The following is a 22,078-nucleotide window of genomic DNA, read 5'->3' as shown; positions in this document are numbered from 1 at the left end:
TGGGGGGGGTTTTTTTGGGACGGGGCCCACCAATGGTCCCCAAGGGGGGCCTGTCCGTCCCTGGTTGTTCTCCCTGTCCCGGCCAGCCCCCCCCCCCGGCGGCCGGGCCCAGGCAGGTGCGCCGGAGCCCGGCCCGTCCCGTCAGGTGCGCTGCCGTCTGCGCCAGGCGCGGACGCCGACGACCACCGTGGTCGCCACGACCACCGCCCCCAGCAGCACGGCGTCCGGGACCGCGGCGCCGGCCGCGCGGGCCCACTGTTCGACGGCGAAGGACGCGTCGACACCGAGCAGCCCCGGCAGCGCGGTCGTGCCGTCGTAGACCAGGAACAGCGTGCCCAGGGCGATGAAGAACAGCCCCGAGAGCAACGACGTCGTGTGCAGCTCGAAGCGCCCGAGCCTCAGGGGCCGGCCGCGGAGCCAGACACGGCGGCCCAGGTCGAACCGCTGCCAGAGCAGGGCGAGCGCGAACAACGGCACCGCCATCCCCAGGGCGTAAACGGCCAGCAGCAGGCCTCCGTAGGCCGGGTTGGCCCCGAGGGCGGCGACCGTGAGCACGCTGCCGAGGATCGGGCCCGCGCAGAAGCCGGCCAGCCCGTAGACCGCGCCGAGGGCGTAGACGGACACCGCGGTCGTCGGGCGGATGCGGCCGGACAGTTCCGACAGCCTGCGCGAGGCGAAACCCATGCCGAGGATCTGTGCGACGCCCAGCACGATGATCAGCCAGCCGCCGAACAGCACCAGTTCGTCGCGGTGGCCGTAGAACAGCCGGCCCGCGTACGAGCCGGCGGCGCCCAGTGGGACGAGCGTCGTCGCGAGCCCCAGGTAGAAGATGCCGGTACGGGCCGTCAGCCGGGACCGCGAGTCGATCGAGTACGCGAAGAACGCGGGCAGCAGCAGGGCGCTGCACGGACTGAGCAGGGCGAGCAGGCCGCCCAGGAAGGCGGCCAGGTATCCGATGCCGGTCATCGCTTCGGAGCCGCCGCGCCCTTGCCGGCGTCGGCCGCGGACTCGATGGCCTGCGCGAACGTCTCCAGGGGCTGGGCGCCCGCGATGGGCTGCCCGTTGACCAGGAACGACGGCGTGGACGTGGCACCGAGGGCGTAGCCCTCCTCTTGATCCCTGGCGACCGCCGCACGCGCGGTGTCGCTGCCGGTGTCCCGGCGGAAGCGGTCGAGGTCCTTCACACCCGCCGCTCGGGCCAGCTCCGTCAGCTGTGCCTCGCCGAAGCCCTTCTCCTTGGCGCCCTGGGCGTAGGCGGCCCGGTGGAACTCCCAGAAGCGGCCCTGCCGGCCGGCCGCCCAGGAAGCGCGGGCCGCCGCCTCCGACTCCTCTCCGAAAATGGGGAAGTTGCGCCATTCGATGCGCAGAGTGCCCTTGTCCACGTACTTCTTCACAAGCTCCGGCTCGGTGCCGCGGGCGAACTGGGCGCAGTAGCCGCACTTGAAGTCGGCGTACTCGATGAGCACCACGGGGGCGTCGGCGCGGCCTACGGCGAGCGGGTCGCCGGCCTGGCGCCGGGCGAGTTTCGCCAGCGCCGTGAACTCCTCGGGCCGTTCCACGGCGGCGGACACCTCGGCGGCCGGTTCGCGCGGCGCGGTGGCCTGCCAGGAGACGGTGCCGAGGACGACGGCGGCGAGGACGATTGCCACGCCGATGACATACGGCTTCTTGCCGGCTTTGCTCTTGCCGACGTTGTTCTCGCCGGTCTTGCTGGACTTGGACATACGAAAGCTCCGGATACGTACGGGAAGCGGACGGGGCGGGACGGGGGGCCGTCTACACCCGCAGCACGGAGAGCTCGACGTGACCGGGAGCGGCGCGGTCCGGCCCGCGGGCGGGGACCGGGAGATGCTGCGCCGGGCGGCCAGGTGCGCCGACGGGTACGGTCCGGTCGGCGAGCCCGGCGGCCTGGTCGTGGGCGTGCCGTATCCGCACCGGCGCGGCGGGCTCTTGGCCGTCGCGGCGCCCGTCCGGCTCACAGCCCGGTGAGTCCGGCCGCCGGACGAGTGAGGAGGCCACCAGGATGTGCTCCACAGCCGGAGTGGCGGCCGGAGCGGCAGCCGCAGCCGCGTTCTCATCCGTATCGATGACCGCGTCATCCATGACCGCGTCGTGCACGACTCCCGCACGTGGCACCGCCGGTCGGGACACCGATGCGCCACGCACCGTGTGGCCGGCCGTAGCGGCCGCGGCCACGCGGGTGGGGGCGGACTCGTGTGCCGCCACCATGGCCACAGGAACACGGGCACCCGCGTCCCCGTCCCGTGCCGGAGCCGCACCGATCACGCCCAGTGCGCCGAGGAGCAGCACCAACAGCACCACCGGACGGCACCGGCGGGCGCGGTCGGCGGCAGGGCGCACGGGCGTTCTCCCGAAGATCATGACGGACACTTGCCCCAAAATCGTACGGGCTGTTCCAAGCCACGGCCCTGAGCCACCCCTGAACCGACCCGGAGCAACCCCGGACCGCGCCCCTGACCGCCCCTGGCGCACCCCGGGCGAGAGCCCCCGGCGCACCCCGGACAAGAACCCCGGCACGTCCGGACGGCCACTCGCCGTTCCGCGCCTGCCGCCGTCTCCGCCCGTCCTCGCTCCCGGCACCCGGCCGGGGAACCCGCCTGCACCCCACCGCTCACACCCGACGCCCCTCACCATCCGCCCCGACCCCCACACCCAGCCGAAACCCCCGGACACCTCCGCCGTTCACGCCCGGCGACCGCCTCCGTCTCCGCGCCCATCCCCGCGCCCGTCCCAGCCCCTGCCAAGCCCCCGGACGCCCCGCCGACCCCACGCGGAAATGGGTTCGCCACTCCCGCGCGGCGGGTGAGATCCTGGATCGCGGTATGTCTACTTCCTTCACCGACCTCCAGGCGCTCCTCCACGAGATGCCCCTCCGCGACGCGCACCGGCTCGGCCGGCGCCTCGACGGTGCCCGTCGCATCCGCAAGCCCGAGGCCCGGCAGGCCGTGCTCGACGAGATCGCCGCCGAGGCGGGCGGGGCGGTGGAGCGGCTCGCCGCGCGTGCCGCGCGGCGGCCCGAGGTCACGTACCCGGAGTCGCTGCCCGTCAGCCAGAGGAAGGACGTGATCCTGGAGGCGATACGCGACCACCAGGTCGTGATCGTCGCCGGTGAGACGGGCTCCGGCAAGACCACGCAGATCCCCAAGATCTGCCTGGAGCTGGGCCGCGGCGTGAAGGGCCTGATCGGTCACACCCAGCCGCGCCGGATCGCGGCCCGCACCGTCGCGGACCGGATCGCCGAGGAGCTGAGGACGCCGCTCGGCGAGGCGGTCGGCTGGAAGGTCCGGTTCACCGACCAGGTGAACCAGGACGCCACCTACGTGAAGCTGATGACCGACGGCATCCTGCTCGCCGAGATCCAGACGGACCGCGAGCTGCGCGCCTACGACACGATCATCATCGACGAGGCCCACGAGCGCAGCCTCAACATCGACTTCCTGCTGGGCTACTTCGCCCAGCTCCTCCCGCGGCGCCCCGATCTGAAGGTCGTGATCACCTCCGCGACCATCGACCCGGAGCGTTTCTCCCGGCACTTCGGCGACGCCCCGATCGTCGAGGTGTCCGGCCGGACCTATCCCGTCGAGGTCCGCTACCGCCCGCTCCTGGAGGAGGACAGCGAGGAGTCCGACCGCGACCAGATCACCGCCATCTGCGACGCGGTCGACGAACTCCAGAGGGAGGGGCCGGGCGACATCCTGGTCTTCCTCTCCGGTGAACGGGAGATCCGGGACACCGCCGACGCGCTGAACAAGAAGCTGTCCCGCGCCGGGGGCGCTCACCGGCAGCAGAGCACCGAAGTGCTGCCGCTCTACGCGCGGCTGTCGCACGCCGAGCAGCACCGCGTCTTCCAGCAGCACACCGGCCGGCGGATCGTCCTGGCCACGAACGTCGCCGAGACCTCCCTCACCGTCCCGGGCATCAAGTACGTCATCGATCCGGGCACGGCCCGGATCTCCCGCTACAGCCACCGCACCAAGGTGCAGCGGCTCCCCATCGAGCGGATCAGCCAGGCCAGCGCCAACCAGCGCAAGGGGCGGTGCGGCCGTACGTCGGACGGCATCTGCATCCGGCTGTACTCGGAGGACGACTTCCTCTCCCGGCCGGAGTTCACCGACGCCGAGATCCTGCGGACGAACCTCGCCTCCGTCATCCTGCAGATGACCGCGGCCGGCCTGGGCGACATCGAGAAGTTCCCGTTCATCGACCCGCCGGACCACCGCCACATCCGCGACGGTGTGCAGCTCCTCCAGGAGCTGGGCGCGCTCGACCCCGCCCAGAAGGACCCGAAGAAGCGCCTCACCCCGATGGGCCGCAAGCTCAGCCAGCTGCCCGTCGACCCCCGGCTGGCCAGGATGGTCGTCGAGGCCGACCGCAACGGCTGTGTGCGCGAGGTCATGGTGATCGCGGCCGCCCTGTCCATCCAGGACCCGCGCGAACGCCCCTCCGACAAGCAGCAGCAGGCCGACCAGCAGCACGCCCGCTTCAAGGACGAGACGAGCGACTTCAACGCCTTCCTCAACCTCTGGCGCTACATCCGCGAGCAGCAGAAGATCCTGTCCTCGTCGGCGTTCCGCCGGATGTGCAGGCAGGAGTACCTGAATTTCCTGCGCATCCGCGAATGGCAGGACATCTACATGCAGCTGCGCACGGTCGCCAAGCAGATGGGCATCCACCTCAACGAGCAGGACGCCCCCGAGCAGCACGTACACGTGTCGCTGCTCGCCGGTTTGCTGTCGCACATCGGCCTGAAGGACACCGACAAGAACGAGTACCTGGGCGCGCGCAGCGCGAAGTTCGCGGTGTTCCCCGGCTCGTCCCTGTTCAAGAAGCCGCCGCGCTGGGTGATGTCGGCCGAACTGGTGGAGACGTCCCGGCTGTGGGCCCGGGTGAACGCGAAGGTCGAGCCGGAGTGGATCGAGCCGCTCGCCGAGCACCTGCTCAAGCGCACCTACAGCGAGCCGCACTGGGAGAAGGACCAGGCGGCCGTCATGGCGTTCGAGCGGGTCACGTTGTACGGGGTGCCGATCGTCGCCCAGCGCAAGGTGAACTACGGCCGGATCGACCCGGAGACCAGCCGCGAACTCTTCATCCGCAACGCCCTGGTCGAGGGGGACTGGCGGACGCACCACAAGTTCTTCGCGGACAACCGCAGGCTCCTCACCGAGGTCGAGGAGCTGGAGCACCGGGCCCGCCGCCGCGACATCCTCGTGGACGACGAGACCCTGTTCGACTTCTACGACCAGCGGGTGCCCGAGCACGTGGTGTCCGGGGCGCACTTCGACTCGTGGTGGAAGCACAAGCGGGGCGAGGAGCCGGAACTGCTCGACTTCGAGCGGTCGATGCTCATCCGGGAGGCCGCCGAGGCGGTCACCAAGGACGACTACCCGGACTCGTGGCGGGAGGGCCGGCTCAAGTTCCGTGTGACGTACCAGTTCGAGCCGGGCGCGGATGCGGACGGCGTGACCGTCCATATTCCGCTCCATGTCCTGAACCAGGTCACCGGCGAGGGCTTCGACTGGCAGATCCCGGGTCTGCGCGAGGACCTGGTGACCGAGCTGATCAGGTCGCTGCCGAAGCCGATACGCCGCAACTACGTGCCGGCGCCGAACTTCGCGAAGGCCTTCCTGGACCGTGCGGTGCCGCGGCAGGAGTCGCTGACGGCCTCCCTGGCCCGTGAGCTGACGCTGATGGTGGGCGTCCCGGTGACGGCCGAGGACTTCGACCTGGCGAAGGTCCCGGAACACCTCAAGGTCACCTTCCGGATCGTCGACGAGCGGCGCCGCAGGCTCGCCGAGGACAAGGATCTGGAGGCGTTGCGGCTGAAGCTGCGGCCCAAGGCCCGGCAGGCCCTCTCCAAGGCCGCCGCGGCGGCTGCGGCCTCCTCCGGCGGTTCCGGTGGGAGCATCGAGCGCACAGGGCTGAAGGACTGGACGATCGGCACCCTGACCCGGGTCTTCGAGACGCGGCGGGCCGGTCAGCCCGTCAAGGCGTATCCGGCCCTGGTCGATGCCGGCGACTCCGTCTCCGTACGGCTCTTCGACTCGGAGGCCGAGCAGCAGCAGGCGATGTGGCAGGGCACCCGGAAGCTGATCATGCTGAACATTCCGGTCAACCCCGCGAAGTTCGCGTCCGAGCGGCTCAGCAACCAGCAGAAGCTGAACCTCTCGGCGAATCCGCACGGCTCGATCCAGGCGCTCTTCGACGACTGCGCCACGGCCGCGGCGGACAGGCTGATCGCCGACCACGGCGGACCCGCGTGGGACGAGGAAGCCTTCCGGAAGCTGTTCGACAAGGTCCGTGCGGACCTCGTCGACACGACGGTCCGTACGGTCGCCCAGGTGCAGCAGGTGCTGGCCGCGTGGCAGGCCTGCGAGCGCCGGCTGAAGGGCACCACCAGCCCCGCCCTGCTGGCGAACGTCCGGGACGTACGGACGCAGCTGGACGCGCTGGTGCCCGCCGGCTTCGTCACGAGGACGGGGCTGCGCAGGCTGCCCGACCTGATGCGCTATCTGGTCGCGGCGGACCGGAGGCTGCAGCAGATGCCGTCCTCCGTCCAGCGCGACACCACGCGCATGGAGAAGGTCCACGAGATGCAGGACGAGTACGCCTGGCTGCTGGAGCAGCTGCCGCAGGGGCGGCCGGTCCCGCAGGAGGTCCTGGACATCCGCTGGATGATCGAGGAGCTGCGGGTGAGCTACTTCGCGCACGCCCTGGGCACCGCCCATCCCGTCTCCGACAAGCGGATCGTCAAGGCCATCGACGCGGCCGCGCCGTGACCCCGGGAGGCCGTCGGGCCGGTGACGGCGACATCGCCATGAGTGAGTTCGACCCGGGCCTCTGACCTGCTGTACAGTCTGTGTTCGCAGCCGCACGAAAGACGCGGAAGCGAAAACCTGGTCCTGTGGAGCAGTTTGGAGTGCTCGCCACCCTGTCAAGGTGGAGGCCGCGGGTTCAAATCCCGTCAGGACCGCATGAGAGCCGAGGCCCGCATTCATCGAATGCGGGCCTCGGTCGTGTGTGCTGGACGTCCGCCGCGGGACTACGGTGCCGGCCACGTGCCCCGGGCGTGTGGGGGACACCACGGGTCACGTCCCGTCCGCCTGGTGGGCGCGGCCCGGAATCCGTCGCGATCCGGGCCTTCTTCGCGTCTTGACGGGGTCCTGCGCCGCCGGTACCCAGACATCAGGGGTACAGGGGGCGTACGCCGGGAGGTGACGCATGGGGACGTCGACGAGGCATGAGACACGCGCGCTGCTGCGCGCCCACCTGGCGGCGGCATCGGGCTATCGGCACATCACCCGGCGCTGCGCGGTGTGCCGCCATCTGCTGCGGCTCGCGATGGAGTATTCCGAGCAGCCGTGGGAACCCGGGACCTCCGAGACCGACGAGGAACCCGAGGAACCCCTACGGGCTGGTAAGGACCGTAGCCCCGAATGACGTTGAGCACCGGTGTGACCGGAGTCACGGAACCAGTTTCAGACGTTGTGGCGCTTAACCGCTCTTTACAGCAGACAAATTTAATATGTGCAATTGCACGCCCTGTCGAGCGGTGGAAGCACTCCTCATGAATGTCTGACCAGGGCATCACCTGCCGCACATCGGCGGACGCCCGGACTCCGTTTCCGCCCGCCGGGGAGCAGGCGGCAGTACGCGGCAGCCGTCGGCGTCCTGCGGCCGACAGCCTCCGTGAGACCCGCCACATACCGCCCGGGCCGCACAGCACGGGCACAAAAAAATCGCGCTGGACCCGGCGGAGTCCAGCGCGATCTACGACATGACCCGCGTCTGGCGGGGCGGGGCCTGTTGGGGCAGGCACCAGTCGGGTGGAGCTATGGGTGGGCGTTCCGAGTTGGGGGACTCGGCCGTTCCCGATTACTGCGTACCCGGCGCGATTCCGGGGTGGTTCACGCCTCGCTGCGCTGCTGCGGGATACCCGCGAGCAGTGCGCGGACCTCTGCCTCGCGGTACCGGCGGTGTCCACCCAGGGTGCGGATGGACGTGAGCTTGCCCGCCTTTGCCCAGCGGGTCACCGTCTTCGGGTCCACGCGGAACATCGTGGCGACCTCAGCCGGGGTCAGCAGCGGCTCGGCATCAGGGGTGCGAGCAGTCATGAGCGGCCTCCTCGGGAGAACCGAACCATCTCGGTTCTTTCCTCTAAATTCTGCACCTTGACCCGCGTTGCCCGAAATGGCGGACGCGAGCCGAGTCGGTTATAGGACGAACGGCTTGTCCTCGGCACTACAACTACACCATCTGTCCAGCCACGTCGGCCAAACCGATGGAATTGCCCTCTCAGGTGGCCATCAGCGGCGGAAGCCGATGGACCATGCCATAGCGGACAGTCACGTCACAGTGACGATCAGTCACAGAGCGATCAGGAGTCATCAGACCCCCCATAGAGCGCAATGCCGAGCAATCCGCCCGAACTTGGACGGAAGGAACCCTCCCCGGACTCCTTGTCCTATTTTGACACGTGGGTAGGGGATGAGTGCAAGGCGCCGATTAGTGCTGTCCGTCACGCTTGACACAAAGGCCCGTATAGGGGCCTACGTCCCCGAGCGCCCGTCAGATCCCCCCGCTCGCGGGGGGATCAGCCGCTTCCCGGCCCCTCTTCAGTTCGCCAGCCGCAGTGCCTTGACCGCGCGCCACCGCTCGGTGAACCGGCTGTACGCCGCGGCCGCAGCCGCACCGTCGCCGGCCCGCAGCGCCGACAGTCCCTCCCCGACGTCCGCAGCCGAGCGGTCCGCGGCGAGCAGTGCCTCCGGAAGGGCGTGCACCAGTCCGCCGTAGTCCAGCTCGACCAGTGAGCGCGGATGGAACTCCTCCAGCCAGCGCCCGACGTCGACCAGTCCTTCGGTGAGCGGCCCCTCGCCGATGTGCTCTCGCAATGTGCGCAGGGACCGCGCCAGCCGTTTACGGGCCTGCGCCATGGGGGTGCGGTAGCGGAGTACGGGGGCGGATTCGCCCTCCGCCTTCGCATACTCCCTCTCTTCGTCGACAAAGACCGTGAACCAGGTCACAGGCACATGCCACAGTTCCGTCCGGATCCAGGGCCGGGCGTCCGGATGGCCCTCCCGCCACCTCTCGTGGTCGGCCTCGGCCTGCCGGCGCACCACCGGGGGCAGCAGTGCGTCGAGCACCGGCCCGGGGAACTGTCCGGGCAGCCGCTCCAGCGCCTGCCAGCCGCGCAGCCGGGTCCGCCACGGACAGACGAGGACCACGCCGTCGACCTCCGTGACGAACGCGTCGGCGCTCTCGTGGACCGGCACCGGCACCGGCGGCGTCGGCAGCAAGTCCGCAAGGGAGCGCCGGAGTTCGTCCTGCGCGGAGAGGGACCGGCCGGACCTGGCGTAACGCGTCCAGTGGCGGCGCTCCCGTTCCGGGAAAGCCGCCAGCGGCTCGTACACGCGCAGATAGGACGGGTAGGGGACGCTCACCGAGGAAACCGCGGCCATGCCGGAATCGTGCCACGCGACGGCCCGGGCTACGCCGGGCGAGTGAGCCGTTCCGCGACCGCGACACAGTGCGGTGCAGCCGGAAAGAGTGATGTACGGCACTGCAGCGGATCTACCCTGAGGTAGGCCCTACTCTCTAGCCACCGGGCCGCCCCCACCCATAGGACGGCCCTCCTCCGTCGCTTCGTACTTGGGAGTCACCACCGTGACCGATGTGACCGACGGCGTCCTGCACACCCTGTTCCACTCGGACCAGGGCGGCCACGAGCAAGTAGTGCTCTGCCAGGACCGCGCCTCCGGACTCAAGGCCGTCATCGCCATCCACTCGACCGCCCTGGGCCCCGCCCTCGGCGGCACCCGCTTCTACCCGTACGCGAGCGAGGAGGCGGCCGTCGCGGACGCCCTCAACCTCTCGCGCGGCATGTCGTACAAGAACGCCATGGCCGGCCTGGAGCACGGCGGCGGCAAGGCCGTGATCATCGGCGACCCGGACACCGTGAAGACGGAGGAGCTGCTGCTCGCCTACGGCCGGTTCGTCGCCTCCCTCGGCGGCCGCTACGTCACGGCCTGCGACGTCGGCACATACGTCGCGGACATGGACGTCGTCGCACGCGAGTGCCGGTGGACCACCGGCCGCTCCCCCGAGAACGGCGGCTGCGGGGACTCCTCCGTGCTCACCGCGTTCGGTGTGTTCCAGGGCATGCGCGCCTCCGCACAGCACCAGTGGGGCGACCCGACCCTCCGCGGCCGCAAGGTCGGCATCGCGGGCGTCGGCAAGGTCGGCCACTACCTCGTCGAGCACCTGCTCCAGGACGGCGCCGAGGTCGTGATCACGGATGTGCGCGACGAGGCGGTGCGCCGCATCCTCGACAAGCACCCGCAGGTCACCGCGGTCGCCGACACCGACGCACTGATCCGCACCGAGGGCCTGGACATCTACGCCCCGTGCGCGCTGGGCGGTGCCCTGAACGACGACACCGTGCCTGTGCTCACCGCCACCGTGGTGTGCGGTGCGGCCAACAACCAGCTCGCCCACCCCGGCGTCGAGAAGGACCTCTCGGACCGCGGCATCCTCTACGCCCCGGACTACGTGGTGAACGCCGGCGGTGTGATCCAGGTCGCCGACGAGCTGCACGGCTTCGACTTCGACCGGGCCAAGGCGAAGGCCACGAAGATCTTCGACACCACGTTGGAAATCTTCGCACGTGCGAAGGAAGACGGTATTCCGCCGGCCGCGGCGTCCGACCGGATCGCCGAACAGCGGATGGCCGAGGCCGGTCGCCGCTGACGCTTGACATGCCCTCACGGCACGTGGGACACCGCCGACGGCGAGAGAAGACTCACGCCGTCGGCGGGTCGGCGCACGGAAAGGGTTAAAATCGCAGCTGACCAGCGGGGACGGGGCGCCTCGCCGGTTCTGCGCAGAGGCGCGTCATGCGGGCGGCGTACCGTATGGCCGCGGAAGCAGGTACCGTTGAAGCCCTACGGACACGGTCTCTCCGAGGAGAGCCCGTTCCGACTCATGAACGCGTGTCAAGACTCTGGGGCCGTCGAGCCCCGTCATCGAGGGGGTCGAGCCATGGGGCGCGGCCGGGCCAAGGCCAAGCAGACGAAGGTCGCCCGCCAGCTGAAGTACAACAGCGGCGGGACTGACCTGTCGCGTCTGGCCAACGAGCTGGGCGCATCGACTTCGGGTCCGCTTTCGAGCCAGCCGCCGAACGGCGAGCCGTTCGAGGACGACGAGGAAGAAGACGACCCGTACGCCCGCTACGCGGATTTGTACAACGACGACGAGGACGAGGACGACGAGCCGTCGGACCACTCCTCGCAGCGTCGTGGCGCTTGACGCGCTCGACCTCGCTGAACTGCATTCCACCGACCCGGTCCGGGGCTGCGGCCCCGGACCGGGTTCTGTGCGTCCCCGAACAGTCACCGGTGGTCTCCCGTACGTCACTGGAAGGCCGGGCCATGCGCCCGGCGGGCGATCGGCGGCCACCCGGCGGGTGACCGGCCGTCGCCCGGCCGGGCGGTCGCACTCATCGGTCGGGCAGCGGGTCAGGCCGCGTAGTCGCCGGTCAGCTCGGCACCCGAGGTGTGGTCACCACGGTCGGTGATCGCACCGGCGACCCAGGCGTCGACTCCCCGGTCGGTCAGTGTGGTCAGCGCCACGTCCACGGACTCGGCCGGCACCACGGCCATCATGCCGACGCCCATGTTGAGCGTCCGCTCCAGCTCGAGCCGCTCGACCTGCCCGGCCTTGCCGACCAGGTCGAACACCGTGCCGGGGGTCCAGGTCGAACGGTCGACGGTGGCATGCAGGTGGTCGGGGATCACCCGGGCGAGGTTGGCGGCCAGGCCACCACCGGTGATGTGCGAGAACGCGTGCACCTCGGTGGTCCGGGTCAGTGCCAGGCAGTCCAGCGAGTAGATCTTCGTCGGCTCCAGCAGTTCTTCGCCGAGGGTCCGGCCGAACTCCTCGACCTGCTGGTCGAGGCGCATGGCCGCCCGGTCGAAGAGGACGTGCCGGACCAGCGAGTACCCGTTGGAGTGAAGCCCGGAGGACGCCATGGCGATCACGACGTCACCCGTACGGATGCGATCGGGGCCGAGCAGCCGGTCCGCCTCGACCACACCCGTGCCGGCGCCGGCGACGTCGAAGTCGTCCGGGCCGAGCAGGCCGGGGTGCTCGGCGGTCTCGCCACCGACCAGCGCACAGCCGGCGAGCACACAGCCCTCGGCGATGCCCTTCACGATGGCGGCGACCCGCTCGGGGTGCACCTTGCCGACGCAGATGTAGTCGGTCATGAACAGCGGCTCGGCACCGCACACGACGATGTCGTCCATGACCATGGCGACGAGGTCGTGGCCGATGGTGTCGTACACGCCCATCTGACGGGCGATGTCGACCTTCGTGCCGACGCCGTCGGTGGCGGAGGCGAGCAGCGGACGCTCGAAGCGCTTGAGGGCGGAGGCGTCGAAGAGACCGGCGAAACCGCCGAGGCCGCCCAGGACCTCGGGGCGCTGCGTCTTCTTCACCCACTCCTTCATCAGCTCGACGGCGCGGTCGCCCGCCTCGATGTCGACGCCCGCGGCTGCGTAGCTGGCACCAGTGGTCTCTGACATGACGGAGAGAACTTTCGTGTCGTTACTGCGTTACTGCGGGGGCGTTACGGGCGACGGAGCGCGTCGGCGGCGTCCGCGCCGCCCGCCAGCTCGGTCTCCAGCAGCTGCTTGCCGAGCAGCTCGGGGTCGGGCAGCTCCATCGGGTACTCGCCGTCGAAGCAGGCACGGCACAGGTTCGGCTTGTCGATCGTGGTCGCCTCGATCATGCCGTCGATGGAGATGTACGCGAGGGAGTCCGCGCCCAGCGACTTGCCGATCTCCTCGATCGTCATGCCGTTGGCGATCAGCTCGGCGCGGGTCGCGAAGTCGATGCCGAAGAAGCAGGGCCACTTCACGGGCGGGGAGGAGATCCGGATGTGGACCTCGGCCGCACCGGCCTCGCGGAGCATCTTGACCAGCGCGCGCTGGGTGTTGCCGCGGACGATCGAGTCGTCGACGACCACCAGGCGCTTGCCGCGGATGACTTCCTTCAGCGGGTTCAGCTTGAGGCGGATGCCCAGCTGGCGGATGGTCTGGGACGGCTGGATGAAGGTCCGGCCCACATAGGCGTTCTTGACCAGGCCCGAGCCGTACGGGATGCCGCTGGCCTCCGCGTAGCCGACCGCGGCGGGCGTGCCCGACTCGGGCGTCGCTATCACCAGGTCGGCTTCGACCGGGGCTTCCTCGGCGAGCTTGCGGCCCATCTCCACCCGGGAGAGGTAGACGTTCCGGCCGGCGATGTCGGTGTCGGGACGGGCCAGGTACACGTACTCGAAGACACAGCCCTTGGGCTTCGCTTCCGCGAATCGGGAGGTGCGGATGCCGTTCTCGTCGATCGCGAGCATCTCGCCCGGCTCGATCTCGCGCACGAAGCTGCCGCCGACGATGTCGAGGGCGGCGGTCTCCGACGCCACGACCCAGCCGCGCTCCAGGCGGCCCAGCACCAGCGGGCGGATGCCCTGCGGGTCACGGGCTGCGTAGAGGGTGTGCTCGTCCATGAAGACGAGGGAGAAGGCGCCCCGGACCTGCGGGAGGACCTTCGCGGCGGCCTCCTCGATCGTGAGGGGCTTGCCGTCCTCGTCGACCTGACCGGCGAGCAGGGCGGTCACCAGGTCGGTGTCGTTGGTGGCGGCGACCTGGGTGGCACGGCCGTTCTCACGGGGAAGGTCGGCGACCATCTCGGCGAGCTTGGCGGTGTTCACCAGGTTGCCGTTGTGGCCCAGCGCGATGGAGCCGTGCGCGGTCGCACGGAACGTCGGCTGCGCGTTCTCCCACACCGAGGCCCCGGTGGTGGAGTAGCGGGCGTGTCCGACCGCGATATGGCCCTTGAGGGAGCCGAGAGAGGTTTCGTCGAAGACCTGGGAGACCAGTCCCATGTCCTTGAAGACGAGGATCTGTGAGCCATTGCTCACTGCGATGCCCGCGGACTCCTGTCCCCGGTGTTGCAGCGCATACAACCCGAAATAGGTGAGCTTGGCGACCTCTTCACCCGGAGCCCAGACACCGAAGACGCCGCAAGCGTCCTGGGGGCCCTTCTCGCCGGGGAGCAGGTCGTGGTTGAGTCGTCCGTCACCACGTGGCACGGCTCCGAGTGTAGGCGAGATCGACCACTGGTCCGAATTGGGGATCGTCACATTCGGGCCGGGCGATCCGCACCGGGCCCGCGACCTGGCGTTTCCCCGTGCCGCGGCACCCGACCCCCGGAGGATCGGATTCCGGAAGCCGGGTCACCGGGTGCCGCGAAACAGGAGACCGGGAGCCGTGAGGGGTCTGCCCTGCAGGGACCTCGGCCGGGACCTACGAGGTCCGGCGGGCGGCCGGCGTGCCCCCGTCGGTCTTCCCGCCGTCGGTCGCCTTCCCGCCGTCGCCGGCCTCGGTGGCCTTCGCGCCAAGCCCCTGGCCGTTCTCCGCGGTGAGGACCAGGGTCCCGTCCTTCTGCGTGAAGGCGACCTTGCCGGCGAGGACCTTGAGCATGGCCTTCTCCAGGTCCATGACCGGCCCCCGGCACAGACGGCGCGTGGAGGCGAGCGGCCCGAAGGTGACGGTGCCGTCGGACACCGTGGCCTTGCCGTTCATGGTGTTGCAGCCGAGGTTGCCCTTGACGGTGCCGTCCTTGCCGAGCACGAAGTGCGCCTTGCCCTCCGTTCCCTCGGGCAGCGACGAGGCGACCGAGCCGGTCGTGAGGGACGTCACGGTCCAGTCGGTGCCGAGCAGCGGGGCGGGCTCCTCGGCGCTGAGGGCCACGGTGCCGCCGTTCTCGGTCTTCAGAGTGAGGCGCTTGTCGTCCAGGGACGCTGTGAGCTTCCCGGCGAACGCCTCGGCAAGGGTCTTCTCGAATTCCTGGACCCCGCCCTGGCAGGCCTTCTCGGTGACCGTGCCGCGGCCGAGGGTGAGGGTGTCGCCGTCGATCTTCACCTCGGCGGTGAAGCGGTTGCAGCCGTAGTTGCCGACGGCCCGGCCCTTGGGGTCGATCTCCACGTACGCCCCGGCCGGCGCGTCGGCCTTCTTGCCGCCGACGGTGACGCTGTCGACGCTCCAGCGCGTGCCGGTGACCGGGACGCCGGTCGTGGACCCGGCACCGTCGCCACCGGCCCCGGCTCCGGTTTCCGCACCGCACGCGGAGACGGTGAGGGAGAGGAGGACGGCGCTCAGGGTGATGAGGGGTACTCGGAGCTTCTGCATGCCGGTGTGACGTGGCGGGCGGTGCATCGGTTCCGCCGCCGGCGCCCCGTATGTGCGTGTGCGTTCCGGGGCCCGTGCCATGCGTGCTGCGCCGTCTGCCGGTCCCGCACGGCGGGCGGCCGTGCAGGGCACCGGCGCGGTGCGGTGCGGGGCGGCCGCCGTCGCCGGCAGGCCCGTGCGCGGCAGCCGCCGAGCGCGGTGCCGAGCACGCCCGCGGGACGGTCCTCGGCGTCAGGACATGACCGGCAGCAGTCCCGACAGGTCGGCCCGCTCACCGCTCGCGGACACCCTGGCCCCGCTCAGCTCGGTGGCCCAGTCCGTACGGCCCGTGGCGAGCCGGACCCAGGTCAGCGGGTCGGTCTCGACGACGTTCGGCGGGGTGCCCCGGGTGTGCCGGGGACCCTCGACGCACTGGACGACCGCGTACGGCGGGACGCGGACCTCCACCGCGCCGCCGGGCGCCTTCGCCGCGAGGGCGTCGGCGAGCAGCCGGGTGCAGGCGGCCAGCGCCTGCCGGTCCACCGGGACGTCGAGTCCGGTCGCGGCGTTCAGATCGTCCGTGTGGACGACGAGTTCGACGGTGCGGGTCACCAGGAAGTCGCCGAGGGACATGGCCCCGACCCGCGCGGCCAGCAGTCGCTCCGGGGAGGCGGCGGACAGCCGTTCGATGATCCGCTCGGCCGTCCGTCCGTACAGCGCGTCGGCTTCCGTGCGGGCGGCGATCTCCCTTGTGTCGTCGGAGACCCGTCCCGCGACCGCGGCCGTCGCGAACGGCCAGTCCAGCAGCGTCACCTGCCGCTCGGGCGGCTCCGGCTGGTCCACGTACAGGCTGACGGCCTCCACGGTCAGCGCGATGTGCGTGACGAGTTCGCGGACCGTCCAGTCCCCGAGCCGCGTCGGGAGGGCGAGCTGATCCGGGGTCAGCGTGCCTGCGGCCGCGCGTACGTTCTCGAACTGGGCGAGCACGGCGGCCCGGGTCTTGCCGGGGTCGTACCTGCGGGTGCGCTTCTTGGCCGGTGACATGCGCCGAGGTTAGTCCGCGCCGGGCCGCGGACGCGCGGCCTCCGCCGCCACCCGCGGCCGGGCGACTGTCAGAGGAGGAGCAGGACGGCGGCGGCGAGGAGCACCGAGAGGACGACGGCGACCGGGCCGAGGGGCATGCCCTGGTCGGCCGGCGTGCTGTCGGCCGTGGGGCGCAGTTCGGGGCGTCCGGCCAGGGCCCGGATCTCGTCGGCCGTGCGCGAGGCGGTCGGTACGGCGCCGCGGCGGCGCTCCAGCCAGGAGATGCCCGTCGGCTCGACCTCGATGTCCTGGGTGTCGCCGAGCAGCCTGAGGACGAGCTTGTCGCCTTCCGCGCGGACACCCGCGAGGGCGTCCCAGGGCACGTGCCGGACCTTCCACGACCTGCACACCCAGAGGCCCGCCCGGTCGGCCGTGATGCGCCAGTTGAGGGCGATCGCGGCGGTGTTGGCCATCCAGGCCGCACCGATCACCGTCAACGGGAGCCGCCAGGTGAACGGGTCCCCGTGGAGCAGTGTCATGATCGCGCCGCTCTCCAGGCCGAGCAGTCCGAAACCGACGAGCCGTGAGGCCGGTCCCGCGCCCCAGCGCAGCGGCCGCTCCGGACCCGCGACGAGCCCGGCGGCCGTCTCCTCCACGGACCGGGCGCGCCGTCCCCCACGGGACGCCCATCGGGGTCCGCCGGGGCGGACCGGGCTCACACCGACCTCCACGACGACCTCGTGCTCGCCCCCGGAGACACAGACGACCTCGGCCCCGTCGTGCAGGGCGCCGTAGAGCACGGCCTCACGCAGCGGCAGTACGGTCTCCCCGTCGGCCGGATCGTCCCGCTCGTCGTCGTCCTCGTCCTCGTCCTCGTGGGCGTGCGCCCAGCCGTGCTCCGGACCCGGACCTTCCTCGTCCTCGTCCTCGTACGCGAGTCTCGAGGCGAAGCTCAGCAGCGGTGTGCGCCCTTCGGTGTCGTCGGCCGCGTACACCCACGTCCGCACGTCCTGCCGGCCCTCCCGCACCAGGACCCGCAGGGCGGGCTGCGGCTCGCCGGAGAGCCGTCGGGAGCGTCGGGCGCCGGCGAGGCCGTTGACGAGGAAGGCGAGCCCGGGGACGCCCGTGGCGACGAGGAGCAGCTGCGGGCCGATCGCGTCGTACGGCTCGTCGGCGAGGCGCGCCCAGTCGCCGTCCAGCAGGACGCCGACGCGGGTGCCGACCGGCTGCTCGTCCGGGTAGGCGATCGTGTCGAGGGTTCTGGTGCCGCCGTCGGGCAGGGCGACCTCGACCCGGGTGTCGTCGTCGGTGTAGGCACGGACCTCGCCCTCGACGCGCGTGGCGCGGGCGGCGTGCGCCTCGTCGGCGGCGACCTCCCGGACACCGGTCCAGCCCGCGACGGCCGCCGTCGCCAGGAGCAGCGAGGCGAGCACGAGCGAGGCCCGGCCGCGCCGCACGGACGCGGCGACCGCCGGCACGGGGTGACGGGCGGGTCCGGCGGCCTCCTCGGCCAGCAGCCGCCGCCCGCGGCGGGCGGCCTGCCGGGCGAGCAGGGCCGCTGCTGCGAAGGCCGCCGCGGTCAGTACGGCCAGCCGGTGGTGGAGTCCGGTGTGTCCGAGTGCTTCGTCGGAGAGCAGGATCGCCCCGGTGAGCGGCCCCATGAGCAGCAGGGCGAGGCGGGGCTGCCGCCAGATCCAGTACAGGCCGAGCAGCGCGAGCGCCGCCGTGGTCATGCCCCACCATTCGGGTCCACAGGAGCCGGTGGCGCCGCAGGCCGGTTCTGTGGACACGACGGCCCATCCGGTGGTGCCGGTGAGGGCCAGGGCCGACCAGAGCGGGTGGGACCACCGGCCGGGCACGCCGGCCGCCCAGCGGCGGGCGTCGGCGGACCGCCAGGGGCGGGTGCCGGCCGGTATGTGCTCGGACGGAATGGGAACGGGCGGTTCAGTCACGGCACGCATTATGCGTGGCAGCGCGCGGGGACCCGTCGGACCATGAAAGAGGAGCAGAAAAGGACGAAAGGGGCGGATCGCAATGAAGGAGCACCCGGAGGTCGCCGTCGTACGCCGGGCCTACGAAGCGTTCAACAAGGGCGACATGGACACCATGGCGTCTCTGATGACCACGGACTGCACCCACCACATGCCGGGCACGGGACGGTTCGGAGGCCACCACAAGGGCCGGGACAACGTGCTGGACGTGTACCGCGGACTGGGCGAGTTCTCGCACGGCAGCCTGCGCACCGACCTGCTCGGCGTCTACCCCGACGGACGCGGACACGTCATGGCCGTCCACAAGTACTACGCGGAACGCGAGGACCTCGGCATCGAGATGAAGGGCGGCCTCTTCTTCACGTTCACCGGAGGCAAGATCACCGACGTCGACGAATGCGTCGAGAGCGTCGAAGAGGCGGAGAGCTTCTGGAGCTGACGGCCCGCCCCAGGGGCCCGACGGGCATGACCCGCCGCCTGACAGCCTCCGGCCGGCCAGGCGCCGTACCGGCCCTGCTCCCCCGAGGGAGCAGGGCCGGACGCCGTGGGGGCGTCACGAGGACGCCCTTCGCGTCGCCGCTCAGGCGAGCAGCGCCGGGATCGTCGCCTCGTGCGCGGTGCGCAGCTCGTCCAGCCCGATGGAGAACTCACCCTGAACCTCGATCGCGTCGCCGTCCACGACACCGATACGGGAGGCGGGCAGACCCCGCGCGCCGCACATGTCGTTGAAGCGCACCTCCTCGCTGCGCGGAACCGCGACGACCGCACGGCCCGCGGACTCCGAGAAGAGGAAGGTGAACGCGTCGAGACCGTCGGGAACGACCAGCCGGGCGCCCTTCCCGCCGCGCAGGCAGGACTCGGCGACGGCCTGGATCAGACCGCCGTCGCTGAGGTCGTGCGCCGCGTTGACCATGCCGTCGCGGGACGCCGAGATCAGGATCTCGCCGAGCAGCTTCTCGCGGTCGAGGTCCACGGCCGGCGGCAGACCGCCGAGGTGGTCGTGCACCACCTGGGACCAGGCCGAGCCGCCGAACTCCTCGCGGGTGTCGCCCAGCAGGTAGAGCAGCTGCCCCTCCTCGCCGAAGGCGATCGGGGTGCGGCGGTTGACATCGTCGATCACACCGAGCACGGCCACCACCGGCGTCGGGTGGATGGCGACCTCGCCGGTCTGGTTGTAGAGCGACACGTTTCCGCCGGTGACCGGGGTGCCGAGCTGCTGACAGGCGTCGGCGAGACCACGGGTGGCCTCCGCGAACTGCCACATCACGCCCGGGTCCTCCGGCGAACCGAAGTTCAGGCAGTCGGACACGGCGAGCGGCCTGGCGCCCGACGCGGCGACGTTGCGGTACGCCTCGGCGAGCGCCAGCTGGGCACCGGTGTACGGGTCGAGCTTGGCGTACCGGCCGTTGCCGTCCGTCGCCACGGCCACGCCGAGGTTCGTCTCCTCGTCGATGCGGATCATGCCGGAGTCCTCCGGCTGGGCCAGCACCGTGTTGCCCTGCACGAAGCGGTCGTACTGGTCGGTGATCCAGGCCTTGGACGCCTGGTTCGGGGAGGCGACCAGCTTCAGGACCTGCGCCCGCAGCTCGTCGGCGTCCGCCGGGCGGGGCAGCCGGCCCGCGTCGTCGGCCTGCAGCGCGTCCTGCCAGTCGGGACGGGCGTACGGGCGGTGGTACGTCGGACCCTCGTGGGCGACGGTGCCCGGAGGCACGTCCACGATCTGCTCGCCGTGCCAGAAGATCTCCAGGCGCTCGCCGTCGGTGACCTCACCGATGACGGTGGCGATGACGTCCCACTTCTCGCAGATCTCCATGAAGCGGTCGACGTACTGCGGCTCGACGATGGCGCACATGCGCTCCTGCGACTCGCTCATGAGGATCTCCTCGGGCGAGAGCGTCGCGTCGCGCAGCGGCACGGTGTCGAGCTCGACGCGCATGCCGCCGGAGCCGGCGGAGGCCAGCTCGGAGGTGGCACAGGAGAGACCGGCGCCGCCGAGGTCCTGGATGCCGGCGACCAGGTTCTCCTTGAAGACCTCCAGGGTGCACTCGATGAGGAGCTTCTCCTGGAAGGGGTCGCCGACCTGGACGGCGGGGCGCTTGGTGGGCTTTGTGTCGTCGAAGGTCTCGGAGGCGAGGACGGACACGCCGCCGATGCCGTCGCCGCCCGTGCGGGCGCCGTAGAGGATGACCTTGTTACCGGGGCCTGAGGCCTTGGCGAGGTGGATGTCCTCGTGCTTCATGACGCCTACGCACAGCGCGTTGACCAGCGGGTTGCCCTGGTAGCAGGAGTCGAAGACGACCTCGCCGCCGATGTTGGGCAGGCCCAGGCAGTTGCCGTAGCCGCCGATGCCCGCGACGACGCCCGGGAGGACGCGCTTGGTGTCGGGGTGGTCGGCCGCGCCGAACCGCAGCGGGTCCATCACGGCGACCGGGCGGGCGCCCATGGCGAGGATGTCGCGGACGATGCCGCCCACGCCGGTGGCCGCGCCCTGGTAGGGCTCGATGTACGACGGGTGGTTGTGCGACTCGACCTTGAAGGTGACCGCGTAGCCCTGGCCGACGTCGACGACACCGGCGTTCTCGCCGATGCCGACCAGGAGGGCGTCGTTCTCGGGGGCCTTCTCGCCGAACTGCTTCAGGTGGACCTTGCTGCTCTTGTAGGAGCAGTGCTCGGACCACATGACGGAGTACATCGCGAGCTCGGCGCCGGTGGGACGGCGGCCCAGGATCTCGCGGATGCGCGCGTACTCGTCCTCCTTGAGGCCGAGTTCCTTCCAGGGCTGTCCGACGTCGGGCGTCTCGGTGGCGTGCTTGACGGTGTCCAGAGTCATCAGACGTTGACCAGCTTCTTCAGGATCGAGGTGAAGAATCCGAGGCCGTCGGTGCCGCCGGTACCGACGAGGGGCTCGACGGCGTGCTCGGGGTGCGGCATGAGGCCGACGACGTTGCCGGCGGCGTTGGTGATGCCGGCGATGTCCCGGAGCGAGCCGTTCGGGTTGAAGTCGAGGTAACGGAACGCCACTCGGCCCTCCGCCTCCAGCTCGTCGAGCGTGTGCTCGTCGGCGACGTACCGGCCGTCCATGTTCTTCAGCGGTACGGAGATCTCCTGGCCCTGCGCGTAGTCGGCGGTCCAGGCGGTGTCCGCGTTCTCCACCCGCAGCTTCTGGTCGCGGCAGATGAAGTGCAGGTGATTGTTGCGCAGCATCGCGCCGGGCAGCAGATGGGCCTCGGTCAGGATCTGGAAGCCGTTGCAGATGCCGAGGACCGGCATGCCCGCCTTCGCCTGCTCGATGACCGTCTCCATCACCGGCGAGAACCGGGAGATGGCACCGGCGCGCAGATAGTCGCCGTACGAGAACCCGCCGGCCAGCACGACGGCGTCGACCTGCTTGAGGTCCTTGTCACGGTGCCAGAGCGGCACCGGCTCGGCGCCCGCGAGGCGGGCGGCCCGCAGGGCGTCCCGGTCGTCGAGCGTTCCGGGGAACGTGACGACCCCGATACGAGTGGTCACCGGGACTCCTCGACCTTCACGGTGAAGTCCTCGATGACGGTGTTGGCGAGGAACGTCTCGGCCATCTCGTGGATACGGGCGAGCGCGGCGTCGTCGACGGGCCCGGCGACCTCGAGTTCGAAACGCTTCCCCTGACGTACGTCCGCGATCCCTCCGAAGCCGAGACGGGGCAGTGCGCGCTGCACCGCCTGTCCCTGCGGGTCGAGGATCTCCGGCTTGAGCATGACGTCGACTACGACGCGTGCCACGGGCACTCCCGGTGGTGTGGTGCGAAGGCGGTTCCTTCAGCGTACCCGCCCCGAAAATCTACTCGCG

General features: G+C 70.8%; 18 protein-coding genes and 1 tRNA gene. 6 read left to right on the top strand and 13 right to left on the bottom strand.

The features are described from left to right. Positions 1-141: 141 nt before the first annotated feature. From ACZ4Z5_RS04660 to ACZ4Z5_RS04650, 3 genes are read right to left on the bottom strand one after another with little or no spacing between them, the layout of a single operon-like run. Positions 142-966, bottom strand: coding sequence for a cytochrome c biogenesis CcdA family protein (locus tag ACZ4Z5_RS04660; protein ID WP_468256532.1), 825 nt, complete (start codon positions 964-966; stop codon positions 142-144). After that, complete coding sequence (locus ACZ4Z5_RS04655; protein ID WP_468256529.1) at positions 963-1,724, bottom strand: DsbA family protein; 762 nt, start codon at positions 1,722-1,724, stop codon at positions 963-965. Before ACZ4Z5_RS04655 ends, ACZ4Z5_RS04660 begins: the two co-directional genes overlap by 4 nt. Positions 1,725-1,776: 52 nt before the next feature. Next, positions 1,777-2,391: a hypothetical protein gene (locus ACZ4Z5_RS04650; protein WP_468256527.1), complete on the bottom strand. Its 615-nt coding sequence runs from the start codon at positions 2,389-2,391 to the stop codon at positions 1,777-1,779. A gap of 452 nt (positions 2,392-2,843) precedes the next feature. Between ACZ4Z5_RS04650 and hrpA the strand changes: the two genes are divergently transcribed. From hrpA to ACZ4Z5_RS04635, 3 genes are all read left to right on the top strand, one after another. Further along, positions 2,844-6,797 (top strand): ATP-dependent RNA helicase HrpA, encoded by a 3,954-nt coding sequence (gene hrpA / locus ACZ4Z5_RS04645; protein WP_468256524.1) that lies wholly within the window; start codon positions 2,844-2,846, stop codon positions 6,795-6,797. A 119-nt stretch (positions 6,798-6,916) separates the two neighbouring features. After that, positions 6,917-6,991: transfer RNA gene (locus ACZ4Z5_RS04640), tRNA-Asp, on the top strand. 248 nt (positions 6,992-7,239) lie between these two features. Continuing rightward, positions 7,240-7,458: a DUF6274 family protein gene (locus ACZ4Z5_RS04635; protein ID WP_468256522.1), complete on the top strand. Its 219-nt coding sequence runs from the start codon at positions 7,240-7,242 to the stop codon at positions 7,456-7,458. Between the two features lie 467 nt (positions 7,459-7,925). Here ACZ4Z5_RS04635 and bldC read toward each other — a convergent pair whose 3' ends face one another. Further along, on the bottom strand, positions 7,926-8,132 hold the full coding sequence (gene bldC, locus ACZ4Z5_RS04630) for a developmental transcriptional regulator BldC (RefSeq protein ID WP_003949541.1): 207 nt from the start codon (positions 8,130-8,132) through the stop codon (positions 7,926-7,928). A gap of 501 nt (positions 8,133-8,633) precedes the next feature. Then, a complete protein-coding gene (locus ACZ4Z5_RS04625; protein WP_468256519.1) occupies positions 8,634-9,476 on the bottom strand; it encodes a DUF8083 family protein in 843 nt (280 codons plus the stop codon). Between the two features lie 205 nt (positions 9,477-9,681). Between ACZ4Z5_RS04625 and ACZ4Z5_RS04620 the strand changes: the two genes are divergently transcribed. Both ACZ4Z5_RS04620 and ACZ4Z5_RS04615 read left to right on the top strand, forming a co-directional pair. Further along, positions 9,682-10,764: a Leu/Phe/Val dehydrogenase gene (locus tag ACZ4Z5_RS04620; protein ID WP_468256516.1), complete on the top strand. Its 1,083-nt coding sequence runs from the start codon at positions 9,682-9,684 to the stop codon at positions 10,762-10,764. Between the two features lie 291 nt (positions 10,765-11,055). Beyond that, positions 11,056-11,322 (top strand): DUF3073 domain-containing protein, encoded by a 267-nt coding sequence (locus ACZ4Z5_RS04615; protein ID WP_468256513.1) that lies wholly within the window; start codon positions 11,056-11,058, stop codon positions 11,320-11,322. A 209-nt stretch (positions 11,323-11,531) separates the two neighbouring features. On the opposite strand, the gene purM is transcribed toward ACZ4Z5_RS04615, so the two are convergent. The 5 genes from purM to ACZ4Z5_RS04590 form a co-directional block, all read right to left on the bottom strand. Then, a complete protein-coding gene (gene purM, locus ACZ4Z5_RS04610) occupies positions 11,532-12,599 on the bottom strand; it encodes a phosphoribosylformylglycinamidine cyclo-ligase (protein WP_468256510.1) in 1,068 nt (355 codons plus the stop codon). Between the two features lie 44 nt (positions 12,600-12,643). Next, positions 12,644-14,161 (bottom strand): amidophosphoribosyltransferase, encoded by a 1,518-nt coding sequence (gene purF / locus ACZ4Z5_RS04605; protein WP_468256508.1) that lies wholly within the window; start codon positions 14,159-14,161, stop codon positions 12,644-12,646. Between the two features lie 214 nt (positions 14,162-14,375). After that, on the bottom strand, positions 14,376-15,260 hold the full coding sequence (locus ACZ4Z5_RS04600) for an META domain-containing protein (RefSeq protein ID WP_468256506.1): 885 nt from the start codon (positions 15,258-15,260) through the stop codon (positions 14,376-14,378). A gap of 231 nt (positions 15,261-15,491) precedes the next feature. After that, the gene (locus tag ACZ4Z5_RS04595) at positions 15,492-16,283 is read right to left on the bottom strand and encodes a maleylpyruvate isomerase family mycothiol-dependent enzyme (RefSeq protein WP_468256504.1); all 792 of its coding nucleotides are present in this window, start codon (positions 16,281-16,283) and stop codon (positions 15,492-15,494) included. A gap of 68 nt (positions 16,284-16,351) precedes the next feature. Continuing rightward, the gene (locus ACZ4Z5_RS04590; protein ID WP_468256503.1) at positions 16,352-18,214 is read right to left on the bottom strand and encodes a hypothetical protein; all 1,863 of its coding nucleotides are present in this window, start codon (positions 18,212-18,214) and stop codon (positions 16,352-16,354) included. An 82-nt stretch (positions 18,215-18,296) separates the two neighbouring features. Here ACZ4Z5_RS04590 and ACZ4Z5_RS04585 point away from each other — a divergent pair, with 82 nt between their 5' ends. Continuing rightward, positions 18,297-18,692: a nuclear transport factor 2 family protein gene (locus ACZ4Z5_RS04585; RefSeq protein WP_468256501.1), complete on the top strand. Its 396-nt coding sequence runs from the start codon at positions 18,297-18,299 to the stop codon at positions 18,690-18,692. A 141-nt stretch (positions 18,693-18,833) separates the two neighbouring features. Here ACZ4Z5_RS04585 and purL read toward each other — a convergent pair whose 3' ends face one another. Genes purL through purS form a run of 3 tightly spaced genes read right to left on the bottom strand, consistent with a single transcriptional unit; the run spans position 18,834 to position 22,011 of the window. Next, positions 18,834-21,083, bottom strand: coding sequence for a phosphoribosylformylglycinamidine synthase subunit PurL (purL, locus tag ACZ4Z5_RS04580; protein WP_468256499.1), 2,250 nt, complete (start codon positions 21,081-21,083; stop codon positions 18,834-18,836). Further along, positions 21,083-21,763, bottom strand: a complete 681-nt coding sequence (gene purQ, locus ACZ4Z5_RS04575) for a phosphoribosylformylglycinamidine synthase subunit PurQ (RefSeq protein ID WP_468256496.1) — start codon at positions 21,761-21,763, stop codon at positions 21,083-21,085. Before purQ ends, purL begins: the two co-directional genes overlap by 1 nt. After that, entirely contained in the window at positions 21,760-22,011 is a 252-nt protein-coding gene (purS, locus tag ACZ4Z5_RS04570; RefSeq protein WP_468256494.1) for a phosphoribosylformylglycinamidine synthase subunit PurS, read from the bottom strand. Before purS ends, purQ begins: the two co-directional genes overlap by 4 nt. Positions 22,012-22,078 lie beyond the last annotated feature (67 nt).

This window comes from Streptomyces sp. NPDC030222 (genome assembly GCF_055573115.1).
The sequence above is the reverse complement of the archived record's forward strand: the minus strand, read 5'-3'. Positions and strand labels throughout refer to the sequence as shown.